Below are 20096 nucleotides of genomic sequence, written 5' to 3'. Positions count from 1 at the left end.
TGATTTAGAATGGAGAGATGGATTAGGAGTTTTGCCTGACTTCTGGGTTAATTCTAAAGATGGGGAATATAGATTACTTAAATTCATAAAGAATTACTCAGAAGGTGGAAACTAGGCTAATGATATTAATATAATAAAAACTGTCTAAATTAACTTTATAGTTGATTTAGACAGTTTTTCTCTAATCTCATCAGCAAGGTCTGAACCTGTAATTATAACATCTATATCCTCTAAAGCAGCAAATCTATAGGTACCATCCACATTAAATTTTTCTTTTTCTACAAGTAAGAATACTTCTTTACTATTAGAGACTATAATTTCTTTAACATTACCATCTTCTAGGGTAACAGTACCTACGCTATTTGTAATTAAATTTATGCCGGAACTTCCAACAAAACCCTTATTAAAGGTATATTTGGATATACTCGTAGTTACCTCTGAACCAAAAACTCCGCCAGATTTATTATTATATACTCCGCCTATACATATTAGCTTAACGGTGTCATTATCATTAAAAAGGGGTGGGATTATTGACATATTAGTTATTAAAGTTAAAGTCTTAGTACTATTAGATATTAATTTAGCTAACAAAAAGTTGATACTTGACGTATCTAAAAAAATCACATCTCCATCCTCTATAAGGGCAAAAGCTTTTTGAGATATTAACTCTTTGCTATTTAAGTTAACGTTCATTCTAGTAGTTATTGAGCTGTTTATAGAAATCTTTCTATTTAGGATAGCTCCACCATATGTCCTTTGAAGAGCATCAGATCTTTCTAGTCTTTGTAGATCCTTTCTTATCATACCTTCTGAAACATTAAATCGTTCACTTAGTTCTTTTACTTTTATTCTACCAGTTTCATTAAGTATACTTAAGATTTGTTCTAGTCTTTCTTCAGTAAACATTTAAGCACCTCATCAATTATTATCATTTAGTGTTGTTGTTGATTAATATTATAACATTATTATCTAAATTTACAAAACATATTGAATAAAAACTTTGAATAGTATACAATGATAATAAACAATAACAAACAACTTGAATTAATCAACGGAAATATTTAAAATATGTTATAATTTAGCGTGATAAGGTAATGCTTAGCGTGATATTTTATATATTAAGACATTTGAAAAAAAGCTAGCCATAATAATATAATGGTTAGCTTTTTTAACTTTAATGACACTAATGGCTGCTAATTTTAACATTGTACCAACAGCGATTTTAGAAATGAAAAATAAGAAGAATGGAATTATTAAATATCAAATGCCAGTGGCAATTGTAATGATTGGTATTCATATCGTTTTAATGTATTTTTGGCATTTTAACGACAAAACATAAGGTTAAAATATAATAATGAGGTGAGAATATGAAAGTATTAATAACAGGATTTAATCCCTTTGGAGGTGAAAAAATTAACCCATCTTTCGAAGCCGTAAGGAAATTAGAAGATACCATTGCTGGGTCTAAAATTGTGAAGGTCGAAATACCAACGGTATTTGATAAATCGATTATAGAACTAGAAAAAGCAATAATTAAAGAAAATCCAGATATAGTGATTTGTGTTGAGCAAGCGGGCGGTAGATTTGATTTAACAATAGAAAGAGTTGCAATTAATGTGGATGATGCAAGTATTCCAGATAATGAGGGAAATCAACCTATCGATAGCGCAATTTTTGAAGAAGGGCAGAATGCTTATTTTTCAAGTCTTCCGGTTAAAGCAATGGTAGAAGAAATACGGAAAAGCGGCATCCCAGCATCACTTTCTAATAGTGCAGGTACATTTGTATGTAATCATTTAATGTATGGATTACTTCATTTAATTCACACAAAACACCCAATAGTAAGGGGAACTTTTATACATGTTCCATTCATTCCAGCACAAGTAATGAGTAAACCCAATACTCCTTATATGGAGCTCGAGAAAATTACAGAAGGGTTAACCTTAGCAATAAAAGCGGCAATTGAAAATGAAGAAGATTTAAAAACTGTACTTGGTGAAATATGCTAGTAAATATGTATTTTGAATAAAAAAATCTTATTTACTATAAACGAACCATTTCTATTTGAATGTATAGAAGTGGTTCGTTTTCAATTATTCAATTATATATTAAGAAATAAGAGATCAATGCGATAGAAATTTTAATAACGATGCAAGAGGAAAACTTGCATAAAAATCATATAACCATCTTACTGCTCCATTTACCACATCTATCTCCAAAACAGCCTACAGTTTTTTCACCATCTTTTATTTCAATTACTTCACAATTGTTACCACAACCATTGCACTCTATATTTCTAGGTACAAAATCATTAAATGCTACTTCAAAACCTTTAAAATTTGTTTTTCCTGTCCTCATAACTTCTTCATTTGCGAGTACTGCCGCTCCTATAGCTCCCATTACATCATAGTACTCTGGAACATGAATCTCAGTGCCTAAGGCTTTTTCAAAAGCTACTTTAATGCCTATATTCGCTGCAACTCCACCTTGGAAGAATATTTTTGAGCGAATTTGTTTGCCTTTCCCTACATTGCTTAGATAATTCCTAACCATTGCTTCACAAAGACCTCCTATTATGTCTTCCTCATTATATCCAAGCTGCTGCTTATGTATCATGTCGGATTCCGCAAAAACAGCACACCTCCCAGCTATTCTTACAGGAGATTTTGACTTTAATGCATACTCTCCAAAATTTTCAATAGGTATCTCCAGCCTTTCTGCCTGCCTATCAAGAAAGGACCCTGTTCCTGCTGCACATACAGTATTCATTGCAAAATCTGTAACTATGCCGTTTTTTAACAGTATTATTTTAGAATCTTGCCCTCCAATTTCTAATATGGTATTTACATCTTTATCGATTTCGAGTGCTGCCACTGCATGAGCAGTAATTTCATTTTTTACGATGTCAGCACCTATTAAAAAAGAAGCCATATGTCTTCCGCTACCTGTAGTTCCAACTGAGGTTATTTGCTTAGTATTGTATTTTTCACTTAGAATCTTAAGTCCATCTTGGATTGCTTTTATAGGTTTACCTTTTGTTCTAAAATATAGTTTTTCAATAACTTTTAATGTATTATCCAATAGTACAATGTTAGTACTTACAGATCCCACATCAACTCCCATATAGTACATTGTTTTTCCTCCTCTCTAACATATCTACAAATGCTTCAATTCTAGTAATATATCCTGCCTCTCCGGTCATTTCGTCTACTATCAAAGTCATTATCGGAAAATCTTTATCATTTGAAATTGCAGTCAAAATTGCTTTTGATACAATTTCGGGCATACATCCCATAGGAAAAATTTGAATGGCTCCATCAAATTTTTCCTTTTCTGCAATTAGTACTTCTCCTATGCACTCTCTAGCGTGCCCACCGATATAATATGGAAGATATTCTTTAGAGGCTCTTCTTATGTCAATTGAGTTAAGCTTTAAAGGGCGAAGTGCTGTATCTTTAATCCACCAACTAGGAGTAAGCATTCGTTTAGTGGCGACCCCATAATCCATAAGCTTATCTTCTATATAAAGATTAGAAAAGGGTTCAATTATAGTATAAATTTCACCGATAATTGCAATTTTTACTGGGGATTTATGTTTATTAATAGGAATTTCGCTTATTTTATTCTTATATTCTTTTAGAATATTCACCATCTGTGATGGCGAACTTGCTTTCGAAGCATTAAGGGTACATTCTTTTAAAAGTCTCTTAAATTCTCCTTTGTTTACTTCGAATCCTGTTAAATAATGTGCTTTACTCTCAATTTTTTCTATTAGCTCAATTACATTATAGGCTACCTTTAGCGCGCTAATTTTTTGGACTTTACCTAATATGGGATTACCCGTGATCTTGGATAGTCGACTTAAGAATTCTTCTTTACCTATGTCAAAAGGGCTATCAACTACGATAAAAGTCAAATCGTGTCCTAATTTCTTTAGCGCATTCATCTGTAATTCACAGTACTCACCGAATCTACAGGGACCACAGCTTCCAGGGATAATTATGGTATCCGCTCCCAGCTCTATACTCTGCAAATAATTGCCCATCATAATTTTATAAGGTAAGCACATTTCTTCTGGAGAAAATTTCGAACCGAGCTCTAACGCCTCGTTACTACTAAATGGTGGAACTATGCATTCTATACCCAGTCCATCAAATAGTGCTTTAGCTGCAAGATATGTGTTGCCTAAATGTGGAAATGTTATCTTCATTATTATTTTTCCTTTCAATCATATCAATAAAGGCCTCAATCCTTGTGTCTAGGCCGCCTTCACCAGTATGTTCATCAACTTTTAAAACTAAAAGAGGGAAATCTCCAATTTTTTCTTTAATAAGTTCTAGTACAACAGAGTCTATTCCACAAGCGAAGGAGGATATGTATATTGCTCCATCTATTTCATTATTTTTGGCTATACTAGTTGTAAATCCATAAGAATTTGCAGCAAAAGTCCAAAAGGGCCTTTTAAAAAGAGTTTTTACTTCTGCCTTAATTTGTTCTTCCGCCATATATTCATCTGTTACAACTCCTACTCCCAGTTTGTTTAATTTTTTTACTATATTCATATTAATGAAAGTATCGTAAAGATTATATGGATGTCCTACTAAAGCAACACTTTTTTTAAAGCCTTCATCTTTAATCCCAAATTTAAAATCCCTCTGTGTTTCTAAGGCTTTGTTAAATGCAACGCTTACCTTACTATTATCTTTAGTAATCATTCGAGCTAGTTTTTTACACCAACAATATAATTCTTTCTCATTAGTTGCATATACAGGTTCTGTCATTACCTTTGGCAAATTGGGTATGCTATACATTATCATTTCAGGGAGTCCACAAAACTTTGGGCATATAAATTCGCGTGCGCGGACCCTCATAATTCTAGGTATTATTAGTAAATCACATCTGTCCTTTATATCTAGTATGTGTCCATGAAATATCTTTATGGGTAGACATGCCTCGTCTACACAGTATTTAACCCCTCCATTTAAAATGTTTTTGTTTGTATCAGCAGATGTAATTACTTCTGCACCTAATTCAATTAAAAACCTTTCTATAAAAGGAAAGTATTTATAATATAATAAGCCTTTAGGAATACCAACTTTCATAATTTCCTCCTCACATCCTTTTTTACTATTACTTTTTTATTCTGAACTATTAAGCTGAAAAGTATTCCTAAAATATAAAAAAACTGGATTTAGTATCCATGGTTTAACGACAGTTTAAAATTTTTATCGTTGTCTTATTATGGTATAATAAAATAATACTCCAAAGGAAGTACGGGATTTAATTTTGGGGTGAAGCTTTAAGTGAAATTAAGGGGCCTATACCCTAACCTGTCAACTAGCCTGGGAGGAAAAAGGAGGGGAAATAATGACCAAATTTAAAAGTCTTAAATCTATTTTATTAACAACAACATTAACAATTGGTGTATCGATGCTTACATCACAAAATATATTTGCAGCTACATCAACAACTAAAACTTATACTGTTAAAAGTGGGGATTGTCTATCTTCAATAGCGAAGAAGTACGGACAATCATTAAATGACTTAAGGAAAGCTAATAACAAATGGAATGATTCTATTTTTCCGGGGCAAGTTCTTAAGATTTCAGGAGGAACTAGTGCTACGGTGAAACAAACAACACAAACGAAGAGTGATTCACTTAAAACTTATACTGTTAAAAGTGGGGATTGCTTATCTTCAATAGCGAAAAAGTGTGGACAATCATTAAATGATTTAAGGAAAGCTAATAACAAATGGAATGATTCCATTTTCCCAGGACAAGTTCTTAAGATTTCAGGAGGTAGTAGTTCTACTGCAGCGCAAACAACAAAAACAGAAAAAACAGTACAAACAGTACAAACAGCTCGAACAAAATCTACGGCAATAAAATATACAGATAGTGATTTGAACTTGTTAGCTAGGTTAATAACTGCTGAAGCAGGAGGAGAAAGTTATGAGGCTCAGGTTGCTGTAGGCGCAATAGTTGTGAATAGAGTTAAGAGCAGTTATTTTCCAAATTCAATCAAGGCTGTTATTAATGAAAATACAAATGGGCGTTATCAATTCACCCCGGTATTAAATGGTAACATTAATAGACCTGCAGAGGCAAGTGGTATGAAGGCTGCAATCGAAGCACTTAAGGGAAATGATCCAACAAATAAAGCTTTGTTTTTTTACAGTGGAGCTACTCCTATAGGATTGACTGAGCCACAACCAGTTTCCAGAATAATAGGTAATATGACATTTGTACAATTGATAAAAAAGTAAAGTATTAGTTTAGTGAGATGTGTAAAATAAAAGTATAATACAACAATACATAATAGTAATTTAATTCATTGGCACTTGTAGAAAATTTACAGGTGCTTTTCTAATGGCTAATAATGGAGCTATTAATTCTTATGAATTACACAGTTATTAAAAGTCTATAAGTAAGTAATTATTATAGTTGAGTACTTAATTAAAATCCTTATTTTAGTGGAATTAGTTGTTGAATTTTTTAATTATGCCGCATTCATACAAGTTAGATAATATTGTTTTAATAATAGCGTAAATAGGGACAACAGCAAAGGCGGCCAAAGGTCCACCTACTGCAACTGCACCTATTACTAAGAAGATGTCAGTTAAAGGGTGGATTTTCATTGCGTGAGACATAATTGCAGGCACAACAACTCTTCCTTTTAAAGTTTGTACAATGATGAATACAATTGCAAGTTTTACTATCATGAGAAATCCCATGCTTAAAGCGATGATAGAGGGAATAATCATGGAAATAAAAAAACCTATAAAAGGAATGAAAGCCAAAATAAAAGTTATTGAGGAGAAAAGTAGAGCATTGGGAATGCCTATTATTTTGTAGGCAATAAATATCATAATGGATAAAGAAAGAGCTACTTTTGCTTGGCCTGTAACATAAGCATCCAATACCTTATTACTCTCAGAAAGAATTTTCAAAACAAGTTTTTCATACTTTTTAGGGATTATGCACATGATTTTATCTTTAAATTTACAACTATCTTTAAGCAGAAAAAATAATATTATTAACACAAGAAATAGAGTTGAAAATGTGTGCATTGCATACTTTACTGCAAACATGAGGTTATGAACCAAGTTCTGCGTATAAGTATTAGCTATATTGGCAAATGTTTTATAAACCTCAGGGGGTATATAGTTATTAATTTTATTCATTATTAGATTAACAGAGTCTTGGCTTCTCACAAAATTGGTTAGTTCTTCTATTGTTCCATTAAACTGAATTGCAATATAATTACTAAAAAAAGTTATAACACCTGTGCCGATGGATACTCCAAGGATTAATGTTAATAGGGCTGAGGTACTTGGATTTAAACCATTTTTCATGAAAATTGTATTTAATGGTTTCATAATGTAAAACAAAAACACAGAAAATATAAAAGGAGTTAAAAATGATTTGAAAAGTATGATTATAATTTTATGAAAAAAGAACATCTTACTGAAAAGAAGTATGGCCAAAAAAACTAAATTAATAATCAGCAAATTTTTTAGTATGTTATTTTTAAGCATAGTCATACACTTCCTTTGATTTACTCAATATAATATAGTTTGAGCATGTAGCTATGTACTTATTCATTGCTAACAAATAGATATATTTTAACATTAACGTCTTTGTCTTTCTTCTTTTAATGTTTCGTCGTATAATAAATATTTTTGTAGATATAATATTAATGGATAGTTTATTAAATCAAACAAAAGGGGAGATGAAATTATGAAAAACAAACCAGATGACAGAAGAGACAATGTAGATAAAATTCAGGAGAATATTGATAATTCCATTGAAAATTTTAATCTTGCGGAAGAAGCTATTGTAAAAACAGATGATGAAAAAATTATAAAATCACTAGAGGAAAAGAATGAGAGAAGAAAAGAAGCTATTACAGGCATGAGGACAGAAATTAGAGAAGAGGCAATAGATAAAAAAAACGGATATAGATAGAGTAAGAATACAATAATCAGAAACGGTATAGCAATACTTAGCTATACCGTTTTTATGAGTTTTGTATGTTAAGGCCGAAACCCGTGAGTTTGTTCCTAAAAAAATGCTACAAATAGTTAAAGGAATGGCTGACTCATTTGGTGCAACTGCTGAGTTTAAATGGTACTGTGGACCACCAGCAACAAATAACACAGCGAAGTGGACGTCTGTTGCATTAGACGTATCAAAAGAACAGGGATATGTAAAAATAAAGTTGATCGAAGTTAAAGCAACCTAAAAAACAACATCCTTAGTGAAAACAGGAATGTTGTTTTTTAGGTTGTCTTTAATTATTATTTTGATACATGTACTGTACTATTAATTCATCAAGCTCCTGGCTTGTTTTTAATATCTTATCATATTCTTCATTTTGAAAAATTATTGAATTTAATCTATTTCTTAAATTCTCAATCTTATCACTAATCATAATCGTACTCTCCTTATCTTTAAAATAAGAACTAAGTTCTTGCATGAGTTATATTATACATTGTGATGAAATTATTTTCAAGGATTTTTTTGCAATTAATTTAAATTTTGTATAAAAATGTATAAACATGCATAATAAATGCATGAAAAATTAATAAAATGTGTTTTTTTTATTAATTTTTTGATGATTATTGTTAAAATTGAGAACAAGATTAAAATGGCAATGTGCGAATAACCATATATGTGCTATAATATTCCTTTATACAATCAAATATTATCTGTTGAAAAGTCTTATTTTCAATTGTATTTTATAATGCATGCAAATAAATTATAGTAATGGAGAGATGAAAGTTGAAATATAAAAAAAGATTTACTCTGATTGTTTTATTTCTAGTATTTTCTATGAACTTAAATGTTTTCGCGGCTAGTAGTAATGACACTACTAGTTTACCAACAATATACGGGAAAGCAGCCATCACTGTAGATGTTGCAACTGGCGAAGTAATTTACGCGAAAAATGTTGACAAGCTAACGTACCCAGCAAGTACAACAAAGTTAATGACCGCGCTATTGCTCGCTGAGAACAGGGAAAAAACTGATGAAATAAAATATACGCAAAGTGCAAAAATCCAGCCTGCAGATTCATTAAATGTTAATTTTCATCCAATTGGACTTGATGAAACTATGTCAGGTGCTGACGTAATGGATGGACTGTCACTGTATTCAGCGAATGATCTGGCCTATATGATTGCAGACGATGTTTCAGGAAATGCTACAAACTTTGAGAAAACGATGAATGATAAGGCAGCCCAATTGAACATGACAGGAACTCATTTTGTAACTCCTAATGGGCTTTCGCGTCCCAATCATTATACTACGCCCTATGATATGAGTATATTGGCTAGAGCTGCATTTTTAAACCCATGGGTAAAAGAGTCAATGACTAAAAAGAAAAGTACCATATCAACATCAAAAGGTACAATTTTTAAAATTGAAAATAGCAACAAACTCCTTGGCGTCGATGGTTGTATTGGCGGGAAAACGGGATATACTTCACAAGCTGGAAGATGTCTTGTAGCCTTTTATGAAAGAAATGGTAGAGAAGTTATGGGAGTTGTTATGGGATCAGTTATGGATGCCAAAGACACTTATGTTTTCAATGATATGGAAGCCATAATTAACTATAGCTATAATTTACAGCCAATAGTATTACATACAAATAATTCAGTTATAAGAACTGAAACATTAAAATACAAACCGCTTGTATTCTTTGGTCCAGAGAAAACTATTAACGTACCACTGGTAGCTAAAGAAGACGTTAGCTATTATAACAACGAAGCAAACAAAAAAGAGTTGAAGGAAAATATAAACTTAACCAGTATGTCTGTTTCTAGTCTTAAAGGGAATAAGAGCGTTGGAACTTTGACACTAACTGAAAAAGGGAAAGTCAAAAATTACAAGCTGTATTCAACGGTTTCGAAAGGATCTTTACTAAAAAATAATATGCCTATATATCTTATGGCTACTGGGATATTTATTTTGTTTTTAATAGGAATAGCGGTTATAATAAGAATTATTAATTTAAATAAGAGAAAAAGAAGAACCCATAAATTTAAAAGGAATTTTTAAAAGTGGATAAAAGGCTGTATTATGGATATTAAATCCATAATACAGCCTTTCTTAACGTGGATGGCTGATATACTTGTACTTTCAGTGTCATCAAGGCGAAGTATTTACTCTAAGAATTTAATTAATAGCAGAAAAAAATAAACTCCTTATAGAATCCTTATAATTACTTAGTATTATAAAACTATAGTAAACGAAAGGAAGATGAGTATATATGAATAATTATATTTTACAAACAAAAAATCTTTGCAAGAATTTTAAAAAACAATGTGCGGTAAATAATATTTCCCTGTCCATTGAGAAAAATTCTGTCTATGGATTGCTAGGACCAAATGGTGCTGGAAAATCAACTCTATTAAAAATGATTACGGGAATGCTTCATCCAACATCAGGAGAAATAATTTTCGAAGGTCATGAGTGGAGCAGGAAGGATCTTTCTAATATAGGAGTTTTGATTGAATCTCCACCTCTTTATGAAAATTTGACGGCTGTTGAAAACCTTAAAGTACGAACTATTCTTTTAGGACTTCCGGATTCCCGTATTAAAGAAGTCCTAGAAATAGTTGATTTGACAAACACAAAGAAAAAGCAAGCAGGACAATTTTCTATGGGGATGAAGCAGAGACTTGGAATTGCAATTGCACTCCTGAATAAACCTAAATTGCTAATTTTGGATGAGCCTACAAACGGTCTTGACCCTCTTGGAATACAAGATTTACGTGAGTTAATACGTTCTTTCCCGGCGCAGGGAATGACAGTCATCCTCTCCAGTCATATATTGTCTGAGGTTGAATTGATTGCAGACCACATCGGCATCATAAGCAATGGGGTACTCGGATATAACGGCAAAATTAATCCTGGTGAAGATTTGGAGGTGCTTTTCACAGAGGTTGTGAAAAAGAACAGGAAGGAGGATTTATAATGCTTAAATATTTACAGGCTGAAAATTTAAAGTGTAAGAGAACATTTATAAAAAAACTGATTTTTATTGCACCTATGGTTACTTTGCTATTTGCATTTATGTCCGGAAACGGGTTTCAATTCAATAGCTTTAATTGGTGGTACATGATGATTTTGCCGGGATATATTTCAATAATGGCAGTAATGACTAACGAAAAGGAGGAAAAAAAGTTACGCTATAGGGCTGTATTTGGTCTGCCGATTTCTTTAAAAAAGGTGTGGATTTCAAAAGTTTTGGCAAATGGGATTTATATGACTTTCTCATGTATGGTTTTGCTAGTTGGAATTCTTTTAGGAGGTTATCTAATTTCCAATACCGTACCGATTTTTCGCGCATTTGCCGGAGCTGGTTTGATTGCAGTTACATCTTTATGGCAGATTCCACTTTGTATGTTTTTAGCGAAGAAACTGGGAATGCTAGGGACGGTTTTGATAAACGCTGGAGTTGGAGCTGTATTAAATGTTATGGCTGTAAGTACATCAATGTGGTGGATTTGTCCTTATAGTTGGACGTCACGTATTATGTGTTCGGTTGTTGGGAGTCTGCCAAATGGAATGCTAGCAGACATAGGAGATCCATTGCGAAATCCGGTCGTAGTTCCAATTGGAATTATTCTGTCCATTATTCTGTTTGCTTTGCTAATGATTGTTACCGCTAATTGGTTTGAAAAACAGGAGGTTAATTAATATGATTGCTTTAATTAGGTGTATAAAATCGGATTTTTATAAATTAAGACATACTTCTATTCTGTGGATTCATCTACTTATTCCGCTAGCGGGAGCATTCATGTTTTTGGCATATTATAGTTCATCTTCATGGAGCGCATTAAAAAAAATAAGTGGGTATTTGGAGGTCCTAGCAATTGCATTTCCTTTGCTCATAGGAATAATCAGTGGGATAGTAATTGAGCAGGAAGAGCAAGCTGGAAATTTTCAAACACTACTGTGCAGTACAAAATCAAAATGCACCACGTATTTGAGTAAGCTAATTATTTTACTTTTATTAGGAAGTTTTTCTATTATACTTGCTGTAGGAATCTTTGCACTTGGATTCCAAACAACGCCCAATATATTTTACTTGAAAGCTGCAGGAGCATTAGTTCTAGGGAATATATTCATCTATATCTTGCATATGTTCATAAGTCTTCAATTTGGAAAAGGAGCTTCCACAGGGCTTGGAGTTTTCGAAAGTCTGATTTCTGCTCTGATGCTTACTGGTCTTGGAAATAGAGTATGGCATTTTATTCCATGTGCATGGGGTGTAAGATTTTGCGATTACCTCGTTTTCAAATTTATTTATCATCCTTCAGTTAATTCCTACGCTACTCAAATAGCGGTTGATACGAAGCAAGGAGTATTTATCATGTTATTTGCCGTATGCATAGCCTTTGTTGCAAGTTTATTTTGGTTCAAAAAGTGGGAAGGAAGAAAGTCATATGAATAAGGAGGAATTGTTGTGAAGATAAAAAAAATATTGATACCTTTGCTTGCAGTTTTATTTTGTACACTAGTAATAGGGTATTTTGCAAAAGATACTATAATTAAAAAAGTAATGCATTATCCAATTAAAGATAAAATTATTTGCAAGGTCAATGTTAAAAATGCTACTCAAATTAGTTACAAAGAAGTAACTTATCAAATTTCAAATGTTTCATTGGATCAATCTAAAATTGGGGGATGGAACGGAATTATTAACCAAGTGGCGGTTGTTGATAAAAATAATTGTATACTTAAACAAAAGGAAATTGATTCGTCTGCCCAGTTAACGATAAAGGATATGAAGGAGAATATCCCCAAAGATGCAAAGTTTATTGTCTCTTTTCTAAGTGTTTGTTCAATAAAAGATGTGGATACTAAAGACGCCATTGCCGTCCAAGTGGATAATAACTTTTACAAAGCGATACCGGTAGGAAGCGCGTCTACTGATAAAACAGTCATAAAATTATCTCCTGCGGAGTAAAAATAAAAGTGCTTATAATAAACTTCGATATGATTTGGAATTTATGGATAATATAAGTTGAATTGATGATATTTTGCCTTTATACTATTTATAGAGAACATACGAGGAGTGAGGAACATGGCAAAAATTTTGGTTATCGATGATGAACCCGATATCCTGGCTTTAATTAAAAATATTCTTCAGAAAGATAATCATTTGGTAACTACAGTTGTAAATCCTGAAAAAATTTTAACTAGTGAATTTTCAAACTTTGATTTGATTTTACTGGATGTTATGATGCCGGGTATGGACGGTTTTACTTTTTGCAAAGAAATTCGTGGAATTGTAGACTGTCCCATTATTTTTCTTACCGCAAAAACTATGGAAATAGATATTATGTATGGGTTAGGGCTTGGCGCAGATGATTACATTACGAAACCATTTGGAGTGGGGGAACTAAGAGCCAGAGTAAATGCTTACCTTAGGCGTGAAAATCGCGAAAGACGCAGTACTCTTTGCGTATCCGGGGTGAAGTTTGATTTATCTGGTAAGGAAATTTTATTAGATGATAAAAAAATTCCCTTTACCAAAAGTGAATATAATATATGCGAATTTCTTGCCAGAAATCAAGGCCAGGTTTTTTCAAAGGATAAAATATACGAGGCCGTTTATGGGTATGATGGTGAAAGTGACAGCTCAGCTATTACGGAACATGTTAAAAACATACGAGCAAAGCTAGCTGTTTTTGAACTGTCCCCAATTGAGACGGTATGGGGGATAGGATACAAATGGAAGTAAAGAAAAAAGCTTTTACTTTAAAAACAGTCTTTTTTAAATATCTATTAACTTTAGGACTTGCATTTATTGTTTTCGCCGGACTAAATATGGGGATTTATAATCTAGGCGTAAGAAATGGTGTGATTCTTATACCAAGTTACAGCGAGGATTTGGCTAGGCAATCCAAATCATTACTTGCATCTACACCTAAAATCACAGAGAATATGATACCTTATGGATGTAAATTTGCTGTTTTTGATAAAAAATACAAAGTTGTAAAAACAAATTTAGAGGGTCAGTCCTTACTGAACGCAACAGAATATGCTAAAGGTACTTACCCGAAAAATGGAAGTAAAAAGTACTACTATTTTATTGAAAGGCAAGATGGGTTTTGTGTTTTACAGTACTATGTTCAAATGAGCTACCAATCTGAGTTTTTAAATCAACATTTACCAGATCCCGAAATAATTATGATTATAATCTTTGTTATCTTATATTTTTCTATTGTTTTAATTATTACCACTATTTATGCAAAAAAATTAAATAAACATTTAAGGCCCCTCCTGCAAGCTACTGAAAAAATCAAGAAGCAGGATTTGGACTTTGACATAAAATATTCAGGAATTAAAGAATTCAATAATGTACTTTTATCAATATCAGACATGAAAACAGAATTAAAAAAATCATTAGAACAGCAATGGAATATTGAGGGAGCAAAGAAGGAGCAGATTTCCGCTCTTGCCCATGATCTTAAAACTCCACTAACCATTATCAAAGGAAATGCTGAATTGCTGTCTGATTCAACATTAGATAAGGAGCAACGAGAATATATTGATTATATTTCAAAAAATACCAGGCAGATTGATCAATATATCAAAACACTGATTGATATTTCAAACTCAGAAAAAACTCTTTTTCTACAACTGGAAAGGATAGATTTTGAAAATTTTATTGGCACAATTCACGAGCAGCTTGAAGCCATTGCCAATACCAAGGGACTTAAAGTTGAGTTTACTAAAAGTGACGTTCCTAGGTCGATTATGATTGATAAGTCTTTGCTTCAACGTGCCATTATGAATGTTATTTCGAATGCGGTGGATTACTCCCCAAATAACGGAAAAATTTATTTTGATGTAAAATCCATGGATAATAAAATAAGATTCATTACAACAGACAGTGGAAAGGGTTTTTCAAAGGGAGATATCAAATCAGCCACAAAACAATTTTATATGGGTGATTGTAGTCGCGCATCGAAAAGTCATTATGGGATAGGGCTGCACATTACCCAATCATTTGTAAATCTGCATGGGGGAACCATCTATATCGCTAACTCACCTGTAACCTATGGCGCACAGGTAACAATAGAGATTCCAATTTGCAAATAAGGGAATGGAAATTTTTTTGACAGCAAGTTCAGGAAATATAATAAAAAAAGTCCTCAAATGATTGGTTTTCAATCGCTTGAGGACTTTTTTTGAAAATAAGCATAAATTATTTTGTGGTTCTATTTTACTATAAAGTAGAAAGGGTCTACAAAATTGAACGATATTACAGAGTATTTTAGTTCTCTTTGGTAAGTTGTATACTCTAATCTTAAGAAATCTTAAGGTTTAATTACAATTTTCTTAAACTCCTTCTTGTAATATAAGAAAGTAAGGAATATTCATTTTACATTGTTGAAAAATTTTCAACGGTTTATCTGCCAACATGATGGAGCAAAAACCATTACAACTTAATATTATATTTATCTTGAAATTTTCGGATATTTTATATTGCAATCTACAATTTTATTTATTTTTTTACTTTTATGTATACATTTGTACCCAATATGCCTTATAATTACATGGGAAGTTTTACATGGAGTAGCTTTATACCATAAATTGTAAAGGTGCATATAAATGGAGGCAAGGTAAAATGGATAATTAAGCAAAAATGAATGAATGTATGTGTGTAGACAAAAACATTGGATTATGTTAAATAGAATGTTTAGGGTTATTAATATATTTAGATTATATAATGAACATAAATATTGATTGCGAATAAGAATTAAAAGAAGAAAATAGATTTTTGAAATATAGAGAGGAGGCATATTTATGGACTTTATTGATACAATCGAAAGTTATTGTACTGGCGATAAAGTAGCTCATATGTATAGGAATAGTAACTTAACCTATAGGGAATTAAAAACAAAATCTGATTCACTTGCTGTAAATATTATAGATTTATTTGGAAAAGATAAAACTCCAATAATAGTTTTTGGACATAAAGATCATTTAATGCTTATATGCTTTTTAGCTTGTGTAAAAAGTGGACATGCATATATTCCAGTGGATAGCTCAACACCAACTACAAGGATTAAGGATATTTTATTTATTTCGGATGCTAAGCTAATTATAAACACATCAGATGATTTAATTGATATTCCTGCAGATACAATATTGAATAAGAGTGAAATAGAAGAACATTTATTACAATACGAGAATAAAATACCAAGTAGGGGTTATAGAATTAAGGATGAAGAAGTTTATTACATTATATATACTTCAGGAAGTACCGGAAATCCAAAGGGAGTGCAGATAACTAAGAATTGTATTCAAAGCTTCATCGATTGGAGTATGGATTTAACTGATAAAAAAGATAAAATATTTATGAATCAAGCACCTTTTTCTTTTGATTTATCTGTTATGGATACTTATTTATCATTGGTTTCTGGTTCAATACTATATAGTATTGATAAAGAGATGATTGCTAATTTACCTGAGCTTTTTATAAATTTTAAGTCTTCAGGAATTACAACTTGGGTTTCCACTCCGTCCTTCGCAGAAATGTGTTTACAAAGTGAGCAATTTAATGAAAATTTATTACCCAAATTGAGGCAGTTGTTATTCTGTGGGGAAACACTTTCTAAGGAATGCGTAAAAAAATTATTCGAAAGATTCCCTAAAATTAAAATAATAAATTTCTATGGGCCAACAGAGGCAACAGTCGCAGTAACTGCAATTGAAATAAAGAAAGAAATGCTTTTAAGTAAAGAAAAGCTTCCAGTTGGGTACGTAAAAAAAGACTGTGAAATAATCATAGAAGAAAATACAAATGAAATATTAATAGTAGGTGACAGTGTAAGTATAGGCTATTTTGCTGATTCTATGTTAACAGAAAAATTATTTTTTGAAAAAGAAATTCTAGATGTTAAAAAGAGGGGATACAGGACAGGAGATACTGGTTATATAGTTAATGGTCTATTATATTATGAGGGGCGAATAGATAATCAAATAAAACTTCATGGTTATAGAGTGGAGATTGAAGATATTGAAAACAACATAAGAAGACTTCCTTTCATTAAAAATGCAGTTGTAGTACCTATTAAGGAAAGCGGTAAAATTAAATATTTAGCAACAGTTGTAGTGCTAAATGATAAATTTGAAGGAAATATAATTACCTCAGTTAAAAATTCCTTGAAGGATTTATTGCCTTCATATATGATACCTCGTAAAGTAAAGGTAATAGAAGGTTTACCGATAAATGGAAATGGAAAAATTGATAGAAAAAAGATAATGGAGGAATTTTAAATGCTTCCTTATGGAGATTTTTTGTATTTCTATATAATGATTTTAGTGCTAATTCCAGCAATTGTTGTTGGTTTGCTTGGCAAAAGGATAAAATGGTATGGACTACCGGCAAGCTTATTTATGATGTATTTAATTTTTGGTAAATCAAAACAGCAAATTAAATATTTAATTATATTTTTTATAATGGAATTTTTGTTGATTATTATTTACAGCTTTATAGTGAAAAAATTTAAACAAAGATGGTTACTTTGGATAATGATCTTTATAGGTCTGTCACCTTTAATCTACTCAAAGTTTAGCGATATACTTATACACAGAGAGCTTGGATTTCTAGGGATTTCTTATTTAACTTTCAAAGTCATTCAGATGTTAATACAAATTTTTGATGGGTATATTACCAAAATAAATATTTTTGATCTTGCTTATTTTATGTTGTTTTTTCCAACCTTAAGTTCTGGACCAATTGACCGTTCACTTAGATTTACGGAGGAAAGCAATAAGGTTATAAAGCCCAGACAATATGTTGAATATTTAGGTGATGGACTATTTAAGATTCTACAGGGAGTAGGCTACAAATTCTTAATAGGTTATTACATACAACAACATTTTATTAATGTAATATCATTAAGACCACACACTTTAATAAATGCAATTAAATATATGTATTCTTATAGCTTTTATTTGTTTTTTGATTTTGCCGGTTACAGTTTGATTGCCATAGGCGTAAGCTACATAATGGGAATAAAAACGCCTGAAAACTTTAACCTTCCATTTATAAGTAAAGATATAAAAGATTTTTGGAACAGATGGCACATGAGCTTATCTTTTTGGTTTAGAGATTTTATTTATAATAGATTCGTAATGACTGCCATTAAGAAAAAATGGTTCAAGAGTAGATATACAGCTTCCTACATTGGTTTCATGATAAATATGATAACCATGGGGCTATGGCATGGAATTCAGTTTAATTATGTTGTTTACGGTGCCTTTCATGGGATTTTGCTTATAGTTACAGATTGTTTTCAGAGAAAAGTACTCTACAAAAAAATCAAAGGAAAAGGTTATTTTAAAATTGCTTCAACTTTTGTAACTTTTAATTTGATATGTTTTAGTTTTTTAATATTTTCAGGATATTTATTTAAATAAAGGAGGAATTTATATGCAAGAATTAATTTATAGTATATTAGAAGAAATTACTGGTGAGGATTTACATAACGAAAGTGATGTGAATTTATTTGAAAGCGGAAGATTGGATTCATTAGGAATTATTGAACTGATTGTAGAATTAGAGGATAAAGCTAAAATCAAACTTGATCCTGCAATTGTTGAAAGAGGAGATATAGAAACGCCAAACAAAATTATTGAATACATTCAAACTCTCTCTGAATGTAGAATGTAATGAAAAAGGTCATAGCTTTCGCTTGTTCTATTATTATTAGTATTTGTTTTTTATTTTGTTATCAAAGCTATTATAAAGGTCTTATTTCAAAAAAATATTATGATAAATTCGGAGAAAATTTATCTGCATATAAATTTAAAAGCGTAGCACTTCAAAGCATGGGAGCAAGACAAGGTGATAATCTTTTTATGTTTGGTTCCTCTGAAGTTGTAAAGACTACTGCATATTCTACTCATCCAATTAAGGTTTTTAATGATAAAAAAAATGGTTTCCAAATCAATATTATAGGACAAGGAGGTTATAAATCCTTAGTACATACTGCTAATTTTGGAGCAATTGGTAAGGAACTTACGGGGAAAAAAGTGGTTTTCGTACTTTCTCCACAATGGTTTTTAAAGAACGGCATTAATGAAAATGAGTTCGAAGCCAATTCTTCTGAAGCACAGGTATATGGATTTTTGTTTAATAGGGATATTAGTTTAACTACAAAGCAAGAGTTTTCTAAAAGAATAATATCAATTACTGACAAAAAGGCAAATAAACACTTTGATATTATGAGAGACTACTGCTCTCTTTATAGTAATAATGACCTATTAAGTACATCTAAGAGATATTTAATGACCCCTTATTACAGGATAAGATACGAGCAATTAATGTTAAAGGACAATATAAATAGCATTAAATATCTTAAGCCTAAACTTGCAAAATATAATGAGACGAAGCATACAAATATTAACTGGAATGCGGAATTAAAAAAAGCCACGGAGATCGCAGAATCAAAGTCTAATAATAATAAATTTGGTATGGACAATAATGCGTATAAACACGCGATTAGAGGAAATCTTCATGAAATAAAGGGGTCTATGAAAAAGGACTCTTATAAAGTATCTCCTGAATATGAAGATTTTAAATTGTTGTTAGATGTTTGTAAAGAACAAGGAATCAAACCACTATTTCTAAATATCCCTGTAAACGGCAAGTGGTATGACTATGCTGGATTTAATAAAAATGATAGGCTAGCTTATTATAAGAAAATAAACACTATGGTTAATTCTTATGGATTTGAAGTTGCTGATTTTTCAAAATATGAAAATGAAAATTACTTTCTAATGGATAGTTCACACTTAGGCTGGAAAGGTTGGGTATATGTTAATGAAACTATTGATAAATTTTATAACAAAAATGAAAACTAATATAATTTTTATGACAACTATGTATATTATTGTCATTTTAGGCTGTAGTTATGTATTTTTATTTCAGCCAGATGTTAAAATTTCATATATATATAATCAGTTTTAAAGCTATACAATTATGCATGTAGTACTATCTATATGTAACATTCTAAATAATACAAAAAACTCTCTGCAGCTACAGAGAGTTTTTGCATTATTT

The 20096-nt window shown here is 31.4% G+C and carries 22 protein-coding genes; 16 read left to right on the top strand and 6 right to left on the bottom strand.

What is annotated here, in order from left to right; genetic code table 11:
• Window positions 1-144: 144 nt before the first annotated feature.
• On the bottom strand, window positions 145-906 hold the full coding sequence (locus ACWJKP_RS13745; protein ID WP_165413952.1) for a DeoR/GlpR family DNA-binding transcription regulator: 762 nt from the start codon (window positions 904-906) through the stop codon (window positions 145-147).
• A gap of 271 nt (window positions 907-1177) precedes the next feature.
• Here ACWJKP_RS13745 and ACWJKP_RS13740 point away from each other — a divergent pair, with 271 nt between their 5' ends.
• Window positions 1178-1339: a 5-oxoproline transporter, DUF979 family subunit gene (locus tag ACWJKP_RS13740; RefSeq protein WP_411955878.1), complete on the top strand. Its 162-nt coding sequence runs from the start codon at window positions 1178-1180 to the stop codon at window positions 1337-1339.
• A gap of 28 nt (window positions 1340-1367) precedes the next feature.
• Window positions 1368-2009 (top strand): pyroglutamyl-peptidase I, encoded by a 642-nt coding sequence (gene pcp, locus ACWJKP_RS13735; RefSeq protein ID WP_165413953.1) that lies wholly within the window; start codon window positions 1368-1370, stop codon window positions 2007-2009.
• Between the two features lie 166 nt (window positions 2010-2175).
• Here the strand turns inward: pcp and ACWJKP_RS13730 are convergent, their stop codons facing one another.
• Genes ACWJKP_RS13730 through ACWJKP_RS13720 form a run of 3 tightly spaced genes read right to left on the bottom strand, consistent with a single transcriptional unit; the run spans window position 2176 to window position 5102 of the window.
• Window positions 2176-3132, bottom strand: a complete 957-nt coding sequence (locus ACWJKP_RS13730) for an acyl-CoA dehydratase activase (RefSeq protein WP_165413954.1) — start codon at window positions 3130-3132, stop codon at window positions 2176-2178.
• The gene (locus ACWJKP_RS13725) at window positions 3113-4210 is read right to left on the bottom strand and encodes an acyl-CoA dehydratase activase-related protein (protein ID WP_165413955.1); all 1098 of its coding nucleotides are present in this window, start codon (window positions 4208-4210) and stop codon (window positions 3113-3115) included. The genes ACWJKP_RS13730 and ACWJKP_RS13725 overlap by 20 nt, the downstream gene beginning before the upstream one ends.
• Window positions 4164-5102 (bottom strand): acyl-CoA dehydratase activase-related protein, encoded by a 939-nt coding sequence (locus ACWJKP_RS13720; protein ID WP_165413956.1) that lies wholly within the window; start codon window positions 5100-5102, stop codon window positions 4164-4166. The genes ACWJKP_RS13725 and ACWJKP_RS13720 overlap by 47 nt, the downstream gene beginning before the upstream one ends.
• Window positions 5103-5367: 265 nt before the next feature.
• Here ACWJKP_RS13720 and ACWJKP_RS13715 point away from each other — a divergent pair, with 265 nt between their 5' ends.
• Window positions 5368-6267, top strand: coding sequence for a LysM peptidoglycan-binding domain-containing protein (locus ACWJKP_RS13715; protein WP_165413957.1), 900 nt, complete (start codon window positions 5368-5370; stop codon window positions 6265-6267).
• Between the two features lie 213 nt (window positions 6268-6480).
• Here the strand turns inward: ACWJKP_RS13715 and ACWJKP_RS13710 are convergent, their stop codons facing one another.
• Window positions 6481-7539, bottom strand: a complete 1059-nt coding sequence (locus ACWJKP_RS13710; RefSeq protein WP_165413958.1) for an AI-2E family transporter — start codon at window positions 7537-7539, stop codon at window positions 6481-6483.
• A 202-nt stretch (window positions 7540-7741) separates the two neighbouring features.
• Here ACWJKP_RS13710 and tlp point away from each other — a divergent pair, with 202 nt between their 5' ends.
• Both tlp and ACWJKP_RS13700 read left to right on the top strand, forming a co-directional pair.
• Window positions 7742-7969 (top strand): small acid-soluble spore protein Tlp, encoded by a 228-nt coding sequence (tlp, locus tag ACWJKP_RS13705; protein ID WP_165413959.1) that lies wholly within the window; start codon window positions 7742-7744, stop codon window positions 7967-7969.
• A 103-nt stretch (window positions 7970-8072) separates the two neighbouring features.
• On the top strand, window positions 8073-8246 hold the full coding sequence (locus ACWJKP_RS13700; protein ID WP_165413960.1) for a hypothetical protein: 174 nt from the start codon (window positions 8073-8075) through the stop codon (window positions 8244-8246).
• A 48-nt stretch (window positions 8247-8294) separates the two neighbouring features.
• On the opposite strand, the gene ACWJKP_RS13695 is transcribed toward ACWJKP_RS13700, so the two are convergent.
• The gene (locus ACWJKP_RS13695; protein WP_224578870.1) at window positions 8295-8435 is read right to left on the bottom strand and encodes an aspartyl-phosphate phosphatase Spo0E family protein; all 141 of its coding nucleotides are present in this window, start codon (window positions 8433-8435) and stop codon (window positions 8295-8297) included.
• A 401-nt stretch (window positions 8436-8836) separates the two neighbouring features.
• Here ACWJKP_RS13695 and ACWJKP_RS13690 point away from each other — a divergent pair, with 401 nt between their 5' ends.
• From ACWJKP_RS13690 to dltD, 11 genes are all read left to right on the top strand, one after another.
• Window positions 8837-10063, top strand: coding sequence for a D-alanyl-D-alanine carboxypeptidase family protein (locus tag ACWJKP_RS13690; protein ID WP_165413967.1), 1227 nt, complete (start codon window positions 8837-8839; stop codon window positions 10061-10063).
• Window positions 10064-10274: 211 nt separating this feature from the next.
• A complete protein-coding gene (locus ACWJKP_RS13685) occupies window positions 10275-10982 on the top strand; it encodes a lantibiotic protection ABC transporter ATP-binding protein (protein WP_165413962.1) in 708 nt (235 codons plus the stop codon).
• Window positions 10982-11707 (top strand): lantibiotic immunity ABC transporter MutE/EpiE family permease subunit, encoded by a 726-nt coding sequence (locus ACWJKP_RS13680; RefSeq protein ID WP_165413963.1) that lies wholly within the window; start codon window positions 10982-10984, stop codon window positions 11705-11707. Before ACWJKP_RS13685 ends, ACWJKP_RS13680 begins: the two co-directional genes overlap by 1 nt.
• Window position 11708: 1 nt before the next feature.
• Complete coding sequence (locus tag ACWJKP_RS13675) at window positions 11709-12464, top strand: lantibiotic immunity ABC transporter MutG family permease subunit (RefSeq protein ID WP_165413964.1); 756 nt, start codon at window positions 11709-11711, stop codon at window positions 12462-12464.
• A gap of 12 nt (window positions 12465-12476) precedes the next feature.
• On the top strand, window positions 12477-12980 hold the full coding sequence (locus tag ACWJKP_RS13670; protein WP_165413965.1) for a NisI/SpaI family lantibiotic immunity lipoprotein: 504 nt from the start codon (window positions 12477-12479) through the stop codon (window positions 12978-12980).
• 117 nt (window positions 12981-13097) lie between these two features.
• Entirely contained in the window at window positions 13098-13757 is a 660-nt protein-coding gene (locus ACWJKP_RS13665; RefSeq protein WP_462961214.1) for a response regulator transcription factor, read from the top strand.
• On the top strand, window positions 13748-15121 hold the full coding sequence (locus tag ACWJKP_RS13660; protein ID WP_165412248.1) for a sensor histidine kinase: 1374 nt from the start codon (window positions 13748-13750) through the stop codon (window positions 15119-15121). The genes ACWJKP_RS13665 and ACWJKP_RS13660 overlap by 10 nt, the downstream gene beginning before the upstream one ends.
• Before the next feature lie 708 nt (window positions 15122-15829).
• A complete protein-coding gene (gene dltA, locus ACWJKP_RS13655; protein WP_165412249.1) occupies window positions 15830-17305 on the top strand; it encodes a D-alanine--poly(phosphoribitol) ligase subunit DltA in 1476 nt (491 codons plus the stop codon).
• A complete protein-coding gene (dltB, locus tag ACWJKP_RS13650) occupies window positions 17306-18451 on the top strand; it encodes a D-alanyl-lipoteichoic acid biosynthesis protein DltB (RefSeq protein WP_165412250.1) in 1146 nt (381 codons plus the stop codon).
• 13 nt (window positions 18452-18464) lie between these two features.
• Window positions 18465-18704, top strand: a complete 240-nt coding sequence (locus ACWJKP_RS13645; RefSeq protein WP_165412251.1) for a phosphopantetheine-binding protein — start codon at window positions 18465-18467, stop codon at window positions 18702-18704.
• Window positions 18704-19897, top strand: coding sequence for a D-alanyl-lipoteichoic acid biosynthesis protein DltD (dltD, locus tag ACWJKP_RS13640; RefSeq protein ID WP_165412252.1), 1194 nt, complete (start codon window positions 18704-18706; stop codon window positions 19895-19897). Before ACWJKP_RS13645 ends, dltD begins: the two co-directional genes overlap by 1 nt.
• Window positions 19898-20096: the final 199 nt, after the last annotated feature.

The sequence above is a fragment of the Clostridium sp. CM037 genome, from assembly GCF_055081095.1.
This window is presented reverse-complemented; position numbering and strand designations above follow the sequence as displayed.